The organism is Bacillus sp. Medicinal_06 (assembly GCF_056711665.1).
The window spans coordinates 1-14,230 of sequence record NZ_JBWYHD010000014.1 but is presented as its reverse complement, the minus strand read 5'-3'; the positions used below and the strand labels follow the sequence as shown (position 1 = coordinate 14,230).

14 protein-coding genes and 2 pseudogenes are annotated in these 14,230 nt (G+C 34.4%); 9 read left to right on the top strand and 7 right to left on the bottom strand.

Features of this window, described 5'->3' with window-relative positions:
- The first annotated feature begins 494 nt into the window (after positions 1-494).
- From AC1M36_RS23705 to AC1M36_RS23675, 7 genes are all read left to right on the top strand, one after another.
- Positions 495-1,652, top strand: a complete 1,158-nt coding sequence (locus AC1M36_RS23705) for a serine hydrolase domain-containing protein (protein WP_479846247.1) — start codon at positions 495-497, stop codon at positions 1,650-1,652.
- 605 nt (positions 1,653-2,257) lie between these two features.
- Entirely contained in the window at positions 2,258-3,589 is a 1,332-nt protein-coding gene (locus AC1M36_RS23700; RefSeq protein ID WP_336454414.1) for an erythromycin esterase family protein, read from the top strand.
- Between the two features lie 207 nt (positions 3,590-3,796).
- Positions 3,797-4,483 (top strand): IS6 family transposase, encoded by a 687-nt coding sequence (locus AC1M36_RS23695; RefSeq protein ID WP_479846246.1) that lies wholly within the window; start codon positions 3,797-3,799, stop codon positions 4,481-4,483.
- Positions 4,484-4,640: 157 nt separating this feature from the next.
- Positions 4,641-4,835 carry a hypothetical protein gene (locus AC1M36_RS23690; protein WP_336454416.1) on the top strand — a complete coding sequence of 65 codons (195 nt, stop codon included), beginning with the start codon at positions 4,641-4,643 and terminating at the stop codon, positions 4,833-4,835.
- A complete protein-coding gene (locus AC1M36_RS23685; protein ID WP_479846245.1) occupies positions 4,802-5,578 on the top strand; it encodes a dimethylarginine dimethylaminohydrolase family protein in 777 nt (258 codons plus the stop codon). Before AC1M36_RS23690 ends, AC1M36_RS23685 begins: the two co-directional genes overlap by 34 nt.
- 72 nt (positions 5,579-5,650) lie before the next feature.
- Positions 5,651-6,895, top strand: coding sequence for an ATP-grasp domain-containing protein (locus AC1M36_RS23680; protein WP_479846244.1), 1,245 nt, complete (start codon positions 5,651-5,653; stop codon positions 6,893-6,895).
- A 138-nt stretch (positions 6,896-7,033) separates the two neighbouring features.
- Complete coding sequence (locus AC1M36_RS23675; protein WP_336454419.1) at positions 7,034-8,287, top strand: flavin monoamine oxidase family protein; 1,254 nt, start codon at positions 7,034-7,036, stop codon at positions 8,285-8,287.
- Positions 8,288-8,442: 155 nt separating this feature from the next.
- Here AC1M36_RS23675 and AC1M36_RS23670 read toward each other — a convergent pair.
- Positions 8,443-9,014: pseudogene (locus AC1M36_RS23670) on the bottom strand (IS6 family transposase).
- 355 nt (positions 9,015-9,369) lie between these two features.
- On the opposite strand from AC1M36_RS23670, the gene AC1M36_RS23665 reads away from it, so the two are divergent.
- The gene (locus tag AC1M36_RS23665; RefSeq protein WP_336454420.1) at positions 9,370-9,969 is read left to right on the top strand and encodes an undecaprenyl-diphosphatase; all 600 of its coding nucleotides are present in this window, start codon (positions 9,370-9,372) and stop codon (positions 9,967-9,969) included.
- 57 nt (positions 9,970-10,026) lie between these two features.
- On the opposite strand, the gene AC1M36_RS23660 is transcribed toward AC1M36_RS23665, so the two are convergent.
- From AC1M36_RS23660 to AC1M36_RS23645, 4 genes and pseudogenes are all read right to left on the bottom strand, one after another.
- The gene (locus AC1M36_RS23660; protein WP_336454421.1) at positions 10,027-10,713 is read right to left on the bottom strand and encodes an IS6 family transposase; all 687 of its coding nucleotides are present in this window, start codon (positions 10,711-10,713) and stop codon (positions 10,027-10,029) included.
- Positions 10,714-10,746: 33 nt separating this feature from the next.
- Positions 10,747-11,121, bottom strand: a complete 375-nt coding sequence (locus AC1M36_RS23655; RefSeq protein ID WP_336454422.1) for a hypothetical protein — start codon at positions 11,119-11,121, stop codon at positions 10,747-10,749.
- Positions 11,114-11,770 (bottom strand): annotated as a pseudogene (locus tag AC1M36_RS23650) (IS4 family transposase); the annotation flags it as partial. The pseudogene AC1M36_RS23650 and the gene AC1M36_RS23655, both read right to left, overlap by 8 nt.
- 158 nt (positions 11,771-11,928) lie before the next feature.
- Entirely contained in the window at positions 11,929-12,315 is a 387-nt protein-coding gene (locus AC1M36_RS23645; protein ID WP_336454423.1) for a carboxymuconolactone decarboxylase family protein, read from the bottom strand.
- Between the two features lie 158 nt (positions 12,316-12,473).
- On the opposite strand from AC1M36_RS23645, the gene AC1M36_RS23640 reads away from it, so the two are divergent.
- Positions 12,474-12,848 carry a MerR family transcriptional regulator gene (locus AC1M36_RS23640; RefSeq protein WP_336454424.1) on the top strand — a complete coding sequence of 125 codons (375 nt, stop codon included), beginning with the start codon at positions 12,474-12,476 and terminating at the stop codon, positions 12,846-12,848.
- 453 nt (positions 12,849-13,301) lie between these two features.
- Here the strand turns inward: AC1M36_RS23640 and AC1M36_RS23635 are convergent, their stop codons facing one another.
- On the bottom strand, positions 13,302-13,589 hold the full coding sequence (locus tag AC1M36_RS23635) for a hypothetical protein (RefSeq protein WP_336454425.1): 288 nt from the start codon (positions 13,587-13,589) through the stop codon (positions 13,302-13,304).
- Positions 13,589-13,888, bottom strand: a complete 300-nt coding sequence (locus tag AC1M36_RS23630) for a DUF2089 family protein (protein WP_336454426.1) — start codon at positions 13,886-13,888, stop codon at positions 13,589-13,591. Before AC1M36_RS23630 ends, AC1M36_RS23635 begins: the two co-directional genes overlap by 1 nt.
- Positions 13,889-14,230 lie beyond the last annotated feature (342 nt).

Below are 14,230 nucleotides of genomic sequence, written 5' to 3'. Positions count from 1 at the left end.
TAGAAAAAAGAAATAACCTCTACCATAATTGACGTTGTATGAGCTTAGCTTGATAGCGATGTGGCGAGACCCTATGCCTATCAAGTTAATAGAACTGAGTTTTCTTAAAATAAAAACCACCGAATTATAGAAGTGGTTTTGAACGTAAGGAATTTGTAAGGAAGGAGTAAGAAAAAAGAGATTTTCATTGTGTATGATCAAAATGTAGAGAAGAACGAGAGGAGGAATAGATACTATATATTTATATAAAAACAAATTCATTAACAAAACTCTATGGAAGAAAAGAAGAAATTACAGAGGTTAACATTCATCTGAAAAAGAGGGATTAATCATTTATTAGGTCAGAAAGTTGTTTGTAGAAATAATTGGTACACAGATGATTGCAAATTCAAAGTTATCCTTTTGTCTTTGGCTAAGAGGTAAGCTGTATGGTTAGTATGAGACAGCAAATAACCATCTATACAATAATGTGAATAGAGGAGTAGAATACCATTATGAAAAAGCAATTTCAAATTACATTTAGAGGTTTAGTCCTTTTAATAACAGGAGGTTCCTTGTTATACACAACACCAACCTCAATTGTAAAAGCGGAGTCCATTCAAAATGTATCTAGTTCGTTACAAACAAGCACTCAAAGAGAACGTAATTCCGTCAAAGAGGCAATGCGGGATACATTGCAACTTGGATATCCTGGGATACTTGCTAAAACTTCTCGGGGTGGAAAAACATGGAGTTATGCCGCTGGGTTAGCGGACCTGAGCACCAAGAAACCAATGAAAACAGATTTTCGCTTTCGCATTGGTAGTGTAACGAAGACGTTCATTGCAACAGTTCTACTTCAATTATCTGGAGAGAACCGTTTGAATCTAGACGACTCCATTGAAAAATGGTTGCCTGGTGTCATTCAAGGAAACGGATATGATGGTAACCAGATTACTATCCGGCAGATATTGAATCATACAAGTGGTATCGCTGAATACACAAGGTCAAAAGACTTTGATATGATGGATACAAAAAAATCGTATACGGCTGAAGAATTCGTAAAGATGGGGGTTTCTCTTCCCCCAGACTTTGCCCCAGGAAAGGGCTGGTCTTATTCAAACACAGGATACGTAGTACTGGGGATCCTTATTGAAAAAGTAACTGGAAACAGCTATGCGGAAGAGGTTGAAAATCGGATTATTGAACCGCTTGATTTGTCAAATACATTCCTACCTGGCAATTCAAGTGTGATTCCAGGCACCAAGCATGCCCGTGGCTATTTCCAACTAGACGGAGCAAGTGAGCTAAAAGACGTTACTTATATTAACCCAGGTAGCTCGGATGGAGATATGATTTCTAATGCTGACGATTTAAACAAATTCTTCTCTTACTTACTCAGTGGCAAATTACTGAAGGAACAGCAACTAAAACAAATGCTTACTACAGTTCCTACAGATAGAGAAGGAACCGGATATGGTCTTGGGATCTATGAAACTAAGCTTCCAAACGGTGTCTCGATATGGGGACACCAGGGTAAAGTTCTAGGGTTTACCACTTTTGCTGGTGGCACACTTGGAGGCAAGCATACATTGGCCGTCAATTTGAACAGTCTTAAAGCTGATAGTCCTGATCCATTTAAAAATATTTTACTTGCTGAATTTAGCAAGTAGGTAAAAAGGAAAACCGGATAAATTTTGTCATAGTTTTTATAGTTAAAAATATGCCTTTCTGGTTCAAAAACAACTTACTCTAAAAATTTTTTTTAGAATAAAGCAAGTTCTTAAGTTGATAGGCATGAGGTCCCGCCACGTCGCCATCAGACTAGGGTTTTGGAGTATCCCCTAAACGAAATTTTGTTTCTCTACAGGTAGTCACTTGGGGATGTCAGTTCATTTTTTTCTTTTTTTTCTTTAATTGATGAGTGTGGGGGAGCACCCATCGCTATCAACTTAAGAGATTTTAATACTCGTAATCAAGTACCAAAAAACGTTATCCTTTCTAATCTAGTTTAACCGTTTGAAAAATGACTAACTTGAGCATTAAGCTTACGGAATGAATAACCAAATAACCTGCTCCCTTTATTTTTGGATTGAAGGTTATTTGGTTTTATATTGGTATGAATGAATTAAGAATTTCTTAAGAACCTATTAAGAAATAAGTTATTTTTAGGAACTAGAATAAATGTATCTTAACAGTAATAAGAGAATTAATAGTTTAAATTGGGGTCCTTAGAGCATGTCAAAAAACTAACAAGTAAGTATTTCAGGAGGGTTTTATGAAAAAGAAAATGATTATTGCACTTGGTGTTTCTGCTATAATACTGACTAATTTTGTAGGAAGTACTTATGCAGACTCGAAAACAGGAGTTTCTGTTACAGCTCCCTACAATACAAATCAAATAGCGGAATGGTTAGAAATGCATGCAAAGCCTTTAAAAACAACTAATCCAACTGCATCTTTTAATGATTTAAAACCACTTAAGAATATGGTAGGTTCAGCTTCAATTGTAGGTTTAGGTGAAGCTACGCATGGGGCTCATGAAGTTTTTACAATGAAACAACGCATTGTTAATTATTTAGTATCTGAAAAGGGATTTATCAACTTAGTTTTAGAAGAGGGATGGGACAGAGCTTTGGAGCTTGATCGATATGTTCTTACTGGTAAGGGAAACCCAAGCCAACATCTATCACCTGTATTTAACACAAAAGAAATGTTAGATCTACTTAGTTGGATTCAACAATATAACGCTAATCCAAAACATAAATCTAAAGTGCGTATCATTGGGATGGACATTCAATCAGTAAACGAGAATGTATATAATAATATAATAGAATATATAAAAAGAAACAATTCAGATCTTGTACCTAGAGTAGAAGAGAAGATAAAAGGTCTTATTCCTGTAACAAAGGATATGGATACTTTTGAAAGCCTTACGAAAGAAGAAAAAGAAAAGTATATTTCAGATGCTAAACAAATTAGTGCTTTATTAGAGGAAAATAAAAGTTATTTAAATGGGAAATCTAAAGAGTTCGCATGGATAAAACAAAATGCTCGTATTATTGAACAGTTTACTACAATGTTAGCGTCACCTCCTGATAAACCATCGGATTTTTATTTGAAACATGATATTGCAATGTATGAAAATGCGAAGTGGACTGAAGAACATTTAGGAAAAACCATTGTATGGGGACATAATGGACACGTTTCGAAAACAAATATGCTTCCTTTTATATACCCTAAAGTAGCTGGGCAGCATTTAGCAGAATATTATGGAAAACGGTACGTATCTATTGGAACGTCAGTTTATGAAGGACAATATAATGTCAAGAATAGCGATGGTGAATTTGGCCCATATGGAATATTAAAATCGGATGATCCAAACAGTTATAACTACATCTTTGGACAAGTCAAAAAAGATCAATTTTTTATTGATTTACGTAAGGCAAACGGCGTGACAAAAACTTGGTTAAACGAACAACATCCAATTTTCGCTGGAATAACTATCGAAGGGCCTGATATCCCAAAAACTGTTGATATATCATTAGGTAAAGCGTTTGATATACTTGTTCAAATTCAAAAAGTGAGTCCATCTCAACTACATCAATAAATTTAGAATAATGTGCCTTAATGAAGTGTAGTGTTAAGTGTCAATAGAGTTATTTGAAAATGTCAGTTAGGTTATTTTCATTAAAGGATTATTAAATGAAATAAATGTTTTCAAATTAGGGACGATGTGGGATAGAAGCACAGGTTCTGTTGCAAAGTTTTCTACATGAAGATACACTCTAGAAAACAAGATCTAGGAGAATCAGACATGAGGTATTTTAAAGGAAAACAATTCAAGAAAGATATTATTTTAGTAGCTGTCGGCTACTACTGCCGTTTTTCTTTAAGTTATCGCGATGTATCTGAAATCCTGAAAGAACGTGGTATTTCAGTTCACCCAACAACCATCATGCGATGGGTTCATGAATATGGCAATCTCATCTATCAAATTTGGAAAGTGAAAAATAAATCTGCACGCTTATCTTGGCATTTGGATGAGACTTATATCAAAGTTAAGGGAGAATGGCGTTATCTCTATCGTGCAATTGATAAAGATGGACACACATTGGATATTCAACTTCGTAAAAAATGGGATCATCAGGCTGCCTATGCCTTCATGAAAAGATTAGTAAAATATTTTGGAGAACCAACGGTTCTCACTACAGACAAAGCGCCGGCATTACTTTGCGCATTTAACAAATTAAGAAAACAAGGATTTTATCAAACTACAATCCATCGTACAATCAAACATTTAAACAATCTTATTGAACAGGATCATAGGCATGTAAAGAGACGTTTTGTCAAATCCGCAGGATTTCAAAATCTTCGTCATGCTTCACGTACGATAAAAGGTATCGAGACCATTCATGCCCTATATAAACAAAGGCGAAGTCTTCAAAGAGACTCCGCCTTTTCAACGTACAATGAACTTCAACAATTACTAGCTATTTCCTAAACATTGTTCCTCATTTACCAACCTGTTTATGCTTTTTTCAAACTTTGCAACAGAACCGTTCATCTTCAAAAAATGTTTGACCTTTCGAATTTATAGTTTTATAATTTTCTGAGAAATACATTTATTTACAAATTTAAAAATAAAGTGAGTGATTGGATTGACTACAATTATGAAAACGTTAGACCTATTAGAGTTTACTCCATCAACTTTGGAAGAAAGCGAGGGATCTTCACCTTGGCTTTCAATTCATGAAATGAACCGTCCTGCTTTGCTACTATCACCACCATTTGGCCTCTCAGCAGAGATTCCGAATAATGCTTGGATGGAGAGAATGAGCCCAGAAGGCGATTAGTAAACCTTCCGCGTGCTGTAGAAGAGTTTCATGGTTTTGTTCATAAATTAAGTGAAGACGCATTAGTCTTTCAGCTTCCACCTTACCCTGGTTTACAAGATCTTGTTTATGTTGCAAATTTAGGTCTAGTCCCAGCCCATGTCCCAAACACTGTAGTTTTATCAAACTTTAAATCTACACCACGTCGTGGTGAAGATATTGTAGGAGCTAATTTCCTTTCACAACTTGGCTACCGAGTAGTTAGAGCACCTTATTTCTTTGAGGGAGAAGCAGACTTTAAGCATATACGCGACAATGTTTACGTAGGTGCTCATGGTATGAGAACATCCCGTAAATTCTTACAATGGTTTGAGGAAACCTTTGACGCACATGTCATTCCTTTTGAGATGAATGATCCGTTGTGCTACCACCTAGATGGATGTGTACTCCCATTAACAGAAGAAAAGGTGGCTGTATGTGTGGATCTTGTAGACAATAAAACAATCAAAGAAATTGAAAAATTTGCTGAGATTATACCTGTAGCACAAGTTGATGCAAAAACTGGAGCGTTAAATAGCGTTGTGTTAGGTAATAAACTATATAATGACTCAATTATTGATTCTCTTTCTAAAGATAACCAAAGATATGAGCGAGAGTTATCTAAAGTTAAAGCTGTTGAAAGAATAGCTCACTCGCAAATCTTAATCCGACTTTGGTTCATATGTCTGAATTTGAAAAGTCTGGGGCATGCCTCTCTTGTTTAGTAATGCATTTAAACTGGAAAAAATAATCTCATATTAGAATGTCATAAAATTAAATATCGATAGGAGAATTATATGGGTGAACAACGTTCCATTCTGTTACTAGGTTACCGTCAGGAGTTAGTGGAAGTTTGTCAAAGATTAGGTATAGAGGTAACAACTTTGATTGATCCTTGGGAGCCAATAGAAAACCTCCCTCCTTTAAAAGAGAATGAAGATAGGATTTTTGTGGAGAATCTTTCAAAAGACGAAACTATACTGTGCTCCTTAGCTAGAGCTAGGAAGCTTAAATTTGATGCTGTATGTACATATGATGAGTATTTTGTGGTTAATGCTGCTCTTCTGAGTCAGGCACTTTCCACTCCATATATGGATTCAAAAATTGCTGTAGCATTTAGAGATAAGTATTATCAAAAGAGCTTGCTACGAGGTATTGTTCCCGTGACGGATTCTTGGATAATTGATGATGTAAAAGATTATAAAATTTCAGAAGATCATCCATACCCAGTAGTAGTTAAGCCAGTAACTGGAGCAGGAACTGCTGATACACAAGTGGCTCACAATGCAAAAGAGTTACAGGAGTTCATAGACCATTTAGGTAACCGACATAAGAATCATAATGACCCTGAATCACCACGTAGTTTAGTAATCGAACGATTTGTAAGCGGAGAAGAGTGGCACGTTGATGGCTGGATCTCAGACGGTGAAATTCAGTTATTTACAGTTTCAAAATATGCTTTTCCGTTAATTGGTATAAAGGATGGAGGAATTGTACAAAGTATTACATTACATCCTAATACAAATAAAGAACTTTACAAGAAAATAAGTTTATTCATCACCAAATCTTTACATGCACTAGGACTAAGTAATGGTGTATTCCATTTAGAGATGTTCTATTGTTCTAAAAATGATGAGTTTATATTTAGTGAATGTGGAGCCCGTGTTGGCGGTGGTCTTATTTACTCTGCGTTTAAATCTATGTTTAACATAGATTTGTATGAGGTATTGATAAAATTATCATTAGGTGAAAAAGTTACAGTACCTCGTTTAGAGGCTAATCATTGCACTGGTTGGGTATATTTACCTTCTGTATCTCCGGATTTAAAGTCATTACCTGATCGTTCTGTACTAATGAACTTACCTGGTGTAGATCATGTTGAATACAGTTGGAATCCAGGGCAAGCAGTTCCTGATACAAAGGTAGATACCACACAGCGAACAGGTATGGTACTAGTTTTAGGTGAAAGTTATCAAGAGGTTGATACGCGTATAAAGAATGTCTTAAAAGTATTTAAATCTTATACAAACGTTAATGTTTAATAAGTTATTCTTTAAAGCTACTAAACGAAAAGTATATGTTTACTGAATAAATAGTACTAGTTGACATACATTTGGTATTTATGGTTTGATATTTATTTCATGCTAAATATATGGAAAACGTCGCAAGGACTGGTAACTTTGAAATATTCTAATCATACAACTACAGATGTAGATGTAGTTGTAATCGGTGCTGGTGCTTCTGGATTAGCAGCAACTCGGACTCTTCTAAATTGCGGTAAAACAGTTCTTACTCTAGAAGCGAGGGACAGAATAGGAGGACGAGCTTGGACAGATACATCAATATTTGGGATTCCATTTGACCTTGGATGTCGTTATCTACATGACGGACCAGTAAATCCATGGGTTGAATATGCTAAAGATAATAAATTTGAATTATATCCAGAGTCTGAGCATCTTCATTTTTTAAAAGCTGGAGGTACTCCTTTATCCGCAGAGGAGATTGGTGATTTTGAACATAGATTTAATAATGGAATTCGTTTAATTTTAGATAAAGGAAAGGTAGGAAAGGACATATCTGTTAGTTCCATATTAAGTACAGAAGACAAATGGGAAAAATATGTTGCTAATATGTTAGGTCTATGGACATTCGGTATAGAGACTAACATGTTGTCTACCCTTGATTTTTATCAGGCAACAGGTCATGGACAAGATTGGTTTTGTCGCCAAGGATATGGTAACGTTATTAGTCATTATGGTCAAAATATTCCTGTTAGATTAAATACTCCTGTAAAACGTATCCAATGGGGGGACCATGGAGTTACTCTAAAAACAGATTCAGGTACAATTAAAGCAAAGACAATTATTATAACTGTATCTACTGGCGTTTTAGCATCTGAAAATATTATCTTTGATCCTCCTTTACCGTCTTGGAAGACTCGTGCTATAGAAGAACTTCCTATGATTAAATGTAATCATATTGCTCTAAAGTTTGAAAAAGATATCTTCGATTTAGGAAGCGATCAAGCAATTTTATTAGAAGATGATTATAGGATAGGAATTACAAGCAACATTTCAAATACTAGCATGGTTTTAGTATGGGTTGGTGGAAAGTTAGCATCTTACCTAGAGGAAGACAGAAAGGAACGATCTATTGAGTTTGCTTTAAGTAAGATAGAATCGCTTTTAGGAACAAAGGTGCTTCAAGATTACACCAAAGGAGTAACTACTAGTTGGGGGCAGGATCCGTGGAGTTTTGGTTCATATTCAATGGCGAAGCCAGGAAGTCATCATTACCGAAAAAGTTTATGTCTTCCAATTGACCAAAAATTATTCTTTACTGGTGAAGCTTGTAATAACAAATATATATCAAGTTGCCATGGTGCATTTCTATCTGGTGTAGACGCAGCAATAAGGGTCTCTAAAGTTGTATAAATATTAAAAATAATCCTCATTATAAATATATAGTATTTAATTTTATACTAAATTTATATAAAGCTCAGGCAAAATATAGTTTGCCGGGCTTTATATGTTATAAAAGGTTCTGGTGCAAAGATAATCTATAAAAAACGTAGGATATGAATTTTCTGCTAACTTACGGATTTTGATACGATACCGAACAGCTTATCAATGAATTCTTTTCGATTTTGGACAGATTTCACCCCTTGATGAACCTGCTTCTTTTTAATCATATGCATCGCTTCTATACCACTCAGTATGTAAGTGGCTGTACGAAATGATTTCAATCCTAACATAGAACGAGCTCGCTTCTTTATAAAACGATGATCCTGTTCCACGATATTGTTTAAATATTTCTTTTGGGTTCTGTTGCAAAGTTTGAAAAAAGCATAAACAGGTTGGTAAATGAGGAACAATGTTTAGGAAATAGCTAGTAATTGTTGAAGTTCACTCCCTTAACTTTGATATAAGTCTCATCCAAATGCCAAGATAAGCGTGCAGATTTATTTTTCACTTTCCAAATTTGATAGATGAGATTGCCATATTCATGAACCCATCGCATGATGGTTGTTGGGTGAACTGAAATACCACGTTCTTTCAGGATTTCAGATACATCGCGATAACTTAAAGAAAAACGGCAGTAGTAGCCGACAGCTACTAAAATAATATCTTTCTTGAATTGTTTTCCTTTAAAATACCTCATGTCTGATTCTCCTAGATCTTGTTTTCTAGAGTGTATCTTCATGTAGAAAACTTTGCAACAGAACCCCTTACGGGCTATTACGTTTTCGGTAAAGAAAAATAATAATTTTTCATTCAACAACTATACAGAAGTCATATTCGGTATAGTAAAATACTTCAAAAACTTTAAAACTGACGAGTGGCTTCAAAAAGAAGTAATCGTTGCCGTACCCGATTAAAAGATTCGCTTTTATTTGTAGCCGCTTGAATTGTGCTTCTTAATTCCTCGTCCGATAAATGTAACATTTGAAGCTACCTAAGGTTTGAAAAACAACAAAAAATTATAGAAATATACGCACTTAAGGAGAGATTTGAAAATGTCTTTTTCTCAATTAAATATTGATGCTTTTCGAGCTATCAATGATTTAGGTAAACAATATTCGTTTCTAAACTCAACCATGATATTTTTGGCAGAATATATGGAGTATTTCTTAGCTTTAATTATTGTAGTGTATTGGTTTACTCGATCTAATCAAAATAGAATGATGGTTGTTCAAGCGATGATTGCTTTTGTGACTGCTAAGATAATTGGAAAACTCGCAGGGGAATTTCATTTGAATTATCAACCATTTGCAGTATTACCTGATGTTAATAAACTTGTCGATCATGCAGTAGATAATTCATTTCCTAGTGACCATACGATTCTATTTTTTTCAATTTGCTTTTCATTTTGGCTTGTTCGTAAAAAGGTTGGATGGTTATGGCTTGTGCTTGCATTCTGTGTAGCTATCTCTCGTATCTGGGTAGGCGTTCATTATCCTTTCGATGTCGTAACGGGAGCTTTATTAGGAAGTATTTCAGCATTATTTTCGTATTGGTTAACACCTAAAATTACATTTATCAAAGAATTACTTAAACTTTATGAAAAAATGGAGCGAAATGTCTTACCATCCAAAAACAAATCGAAAGACTTTTAAGGGTTCTGTTGCGAAGTTTTGTTAAGGCTAAGTGATGCCAACAAAAAGTTGTACATTTTATGCGATTATTAGTAGCTCCTGTAATTCATTGTATGTCGAAAAACCGGAGTCTGAGCCAAGACTTTGGTTTCGTTTATATAAAGCATGAATGGTTTCGATGCCTTTCAAGGTACGGGAAGCGTGGCGAAGATTTTGAAATCCTGCGGATTTGGAAAATCTTCGCTTCACATGCCTATGGTCCTGTTCAATGAGATTGTTCAAATGCTTGATTGTACAATGAGTTGTATTTATATAAAAGCCTTGTTCTTTTAATTTGTTAAATGCGCAAAGTAATGCTGGTGCTTTGTCTGTAGTGAGAACCGTTGGTTCTCTAAACGTTTTGACCAATCTTTTCATAAAGGCATAGGCAGCCTGATGATCCCGTTTTTTACGAAGTTGAATATCCAATGTGTGCCCGTCTTTATCAATTGCACGATATAAATAACACCATTTTCCTTTGACTTTTATATAGGTTTCATCTAGTTTCCAAGATAATGGAACGTTTTTATTTTTCTTCTTCCAAATTTGATAGATAAGATTTCCATATTCATGAACCCATCGCATGATGGTTGTTGGGTGAGCCGAAACACCATGCTCTTTCAAGATTTCAGATACATCACGATAACTTAAAGAAAAACGACAATAGTAGCCGACGGCTACCAAAATAATATCCTTTTTAAACTGTTTTCCTTTAAAATACCCCATATATCATTCTCCTGCTCACACTTTTTCTACAGGTTATCTTAGTTTAGAAATCTTTGCAACAGAACCATAATAATGACATATGTCTACCCTTGAATAAAAGTATTGATAACACTTTTCATATAATTTAGCTTTTATAGGTTCAAGTGAAATGAAATTTTCCTTATAAAAATTTTTGTTATCTTCATGACCAATAAGCTCCATCAGATGTACATATGCTCCTTTAGAATGTGCAAAATCAATAATCTCATCTAATTCATCTACATTTAGTTTTGTAACTGGACAGTTCACTTGATATCTTTCTAGTCCCTCATATATACCTACAGCATCTAAAGCTTCATTTTTTAATTCAATTCCATAAATTTTTTTATGTTTCTTCGGATTAAGAGTTGTAATACTATGAGTTAACATAGAATACTCCCCGTTGATCCATCTGATCTAAATCTTTTAGAGAAAAGTATCCTAAATCTCGAATACATAAATCTCCTGGGCGTAAGGTATCCAAACACTCTGTACCAAAGGTTTTATCATTGTTTTTACCTGGTTCCATTTGAAAATTGAGGAATTTTCCACTATGTAAATCGTACTCTAGCTGAATCTTAATACCAGCTGTTTGTGCACATCCTCCTGAACCAGGGTAAATAGGGGCCAAATGATTGGGTACTTGAAAAATAGTAGCATCTAAAATACGTATACGTTGAAAATAAGCGGTGTATTGGTTTGAGATTTGAGACGAATCGTTTAGTTTGCTTTTGATTAAAAGGGAAAATACAAGCTGTAGAAATAAAGCAGCACATCGGTTAAAACGTTGATTAAGTCCTTCTGGACTCATAAGTGTAGCTGTATTTGCATAAAGCTGACTACATAATCGAGTAAGGGAACTACTTGCTACGTGTTGACTAATCCAAATACATAAAGCAGCCAAATCTCGCGCGCCATACTTACTTTTACGTTTTACAAAACCTGTCTCCTGTGCGAGTTGTTGAAGAATATGTGGAGATAGATATCGCTGTAGCTCTTCAGCAAACAAATGAAACTTATTTTGAATCGAAAGATTCATACAAAAACGCCATCCTTTCTGTATATTTCTACAAAGAGAATAACGCTTTCTATGAATTATGGGTATAAATTCATCTTAGGTTGATAGTAATTGTATAGTGCCCCCTATTATAAAAAATAAGGTAATTGATTCGACTGAGCTTATTCATTAATAGTATCTTATCCTAAGTTCAGCTTACGTTCTTCAAAAATTTGTTTTGCCACAAAGATTGCATTAAGGACTCGTGGAAAGCCCGTGTAAGGGATGCAGTGCATGATTGCTTCTACTATCTCATCTGGTGAGAGACCAACATTAAGTGCCGCGTTAATGTGGACATTAAGTTGTGGTTCACAGCCACCCTGTGTAATTAGTGATGCGATTGTAACCAATTGACGTTGTTTAAGGTCTAATCCTTCTCGAGGATAGATATCACCAAAAACAAATTCAACAACATATTTACCAAGATCAGGAGCAATATCTTTTAGTGAATCTATAACACGTTGTCCACCTTCTCCATCTACTTCCATTAGTTTTTGCCAGCCACGCTGATAACGTTCATTACTCATTGCATTTGCCTCCTAAAAATTTATCAATTTAAATTTTTAATCATTTAGTACGTCTATGTTGCATAGTATCAATTGATTAAAAAGTAACTCTTGATTAAACGTTACACCTTAGAGTGCACTCTAAAGCAACCCCTTTTCTTTGTGTTATAATGAATTTTATGGAAAAGATATTTACTATTAAACAAATTTCAAAAATAACGGGACTTACTGTGCACACTTTACGTTACTACGAAAAAATTGGGTTACTTCATGAGGTGAGCCGAGATATCAATGGTTATCGTCAATATTCAGAAGCTGATATTTCTTGGATCAATTTCTTAATCCGTTTAAGAGTAACAGGAATGTCAGTCACAGATATGAAACTTTTTTCTGATTTACGAAGTCAAGGTGAACCTACAATAAGCGCTAGACGAAAATTGTTAGAAATACATCAAAACAAAGTCCTTAAAGAAATTAAAGAGTTGAAGGATAATCTGGTGAAAATTGAAGAAAAGATTGATTACTATAAGAAGATGGAAGAACATAGGGAATAACCATTTTACATTATCATTTATGTCAAAATTTTAGGGAAGGATCTACTGAAAAAATGAGCTGACTTCTCAGAATAACTATCTGTAGAGAAAGAAAATTTTCATTTAGGGGGTATTTCAAAACCTTAGCTTGATAGCGATGTGGCGGTACCCCACATCCATCAACCTAACAAAAATAAACTACCCCAAAACGAAAAAAATGAACTAAATTCTCATAGATAACTGGAAAGTAATAAAATTTTCGTTTCAAAATACTAGCTTGATGGGTATGGGCTGAACCCCTAAAAATAGGTTTATTAGGAGTAGAAGAAGCAATCGTGCCGAGAAGTGCAAAGTAAAAACAAAAGCCCATTTTGAAAAAATTTTAATCAAAAATAGGCTCTTGTTTTCTAGATAAGACTAACATTGTTATGAAAAAGTCAGATCAAACTTGATAGTTAATTCTATAACAAAACATTACATATTCTGAACTTCAATTTTCTCCATTTCTTTCTCTCTTTTCTTTGAAACATGCACACGGCCTGATACCCAAATTCCCATTAAAATTACTGTCCCAAATACACCTAAAAAAATTAACTCCTTACCATTACCATCTTTAAATAAGTTTGTCATGTTTCCATATATCAAAAACAAAATATAAAATGTTGGTAAAATTGCTCCAAAATATACTTGTTCTCTTCTCGAAAGAAAATGTTGGGCTACTAAAATTACAATTGCTACTATAAGTTGAGTCAGATTGCTCATTAGACGTCATCTCTTTCTTTTTTATATTTATCAATTATTATTTTTGCTACATCTAAGCTTATACGTTCATCAATGACTAGATTCTTTACCATATTCACAAACTCAACATCATCCTCTTTACTATGGAGTTCAATTTTTTTGATTAAATTATCTAGCTTTGTTCGAACCGTTGGATAGGATACACCATATTCTTTAGCCATATCCTTTAAAGAACCAGAGTTCAAAATGAATTTCCTTATAAATTCTACGTTGTTTTTATCTAATGCCAAAAGCCAAGATGGAATTTCATTTCTTTCCATAACACACCTCCTTATTAATAATATTAAAATATTTATTAATATTATTCAATCTTTTTTAAATAATATTAATAAACCTGTACTTCCATATAGGGATCACCATACATAATCATCAACTCAGGAGATTTTAATACCCTCAAATACCAAAAAACGTTATCCTTTCTAAACAAGCTAAATTAGGGATAGCGTCACATCGCCATCAAGCTAAGTTTTCACACGGTTCTGTTGCAAAGTTTTCTAAATGAGGATACACTCTAGAAAAAAGAAGCCAGGAGAATCACAAATGCGATATTTTAAAGGGAAACAGTTCAAGAAAGATATTATTTTAGTAGCTGTCGGCTACTA

Bases quoted from the DNA above. Each gene is read 5' to 3' on its own strand.
- AC1M36_RS23705 (WP_479846247.1), top strand. From the start codon at position 495: ATGAAAAAGCAATTTCAAATTACATTTAGAGGTTTAGTCCTTTTAATA.
- AC1M36_RS23700 (WP_336454414.1), top strand. From the start codon at position 2,258: ATGAAAAAGAAAATGATTATTGCACTTGGTGTTTCTGCTATAATACTG.
- AC1M36_RS23695 (WP_479846246.1), top strand. From the start codon at position 3,797: ATGAGGTATTTTAAAGGAAAACAATTCAAGAAAGATATTATTTTAGTA.
- AC1M36_RS23680 (WP_479846244.1), top strand. From the start codon at position 5,651: ATGGGTGAACAACGTTCCATTCTGTTACTAGGTTACCGTCAGGAGTTA.
- AC1M36_RS23665 (WP_336454420.1), top strand. From the start codon at position 9,370: ATGTCTTTTTCTCAATTAAATATTGATGCTTTTCGAGCTATCAATGAT.
- AC1M36_RS23660 (WP_336454421.1), bottom strand. From the start codon at position 10,713: ATGGGGTATTTTAAAGGAAAACAGTTTAAAAAGGATATTATTTTGGTA.
- AC1M36_RS23655 (WP_336454422.1), bottom strand. From the start codon at position 11,121: ATGTTAACTCATAGTATTACAACTCTTAATCCGAAGAAACATAAAAAA.
- AC1M36_RS23645 (WP_336454423.1), bottom strand. From the start codon at position 12,315: ATGAGTAATGAACGTTATCAGCGTGGCTGGCAAAAACTAATGGAAGTA.
- AC1M36_RS23640 (WP_336454424.1), top strand. From the start codon at position 12,474: ATGGAAAAGATATTTACTATTAAACAAATTTCAAAAATAACGGGACTT.
- AC1M36_RS23635 (WP_336454425.1), bottom strand. From the start codon at position 13,589: ATGAGCAATCTGACTCAACTTATAGTAGCAATTGTAATTTTAGTAGCC.
- AC1M36_RS23630 (WP_336454426.1), bottom strand. From the start codon at position 13,888: ATGGAAAGAAATGAAATTCCATCTTGGCTTTTGGCATTAGATAAAAAC.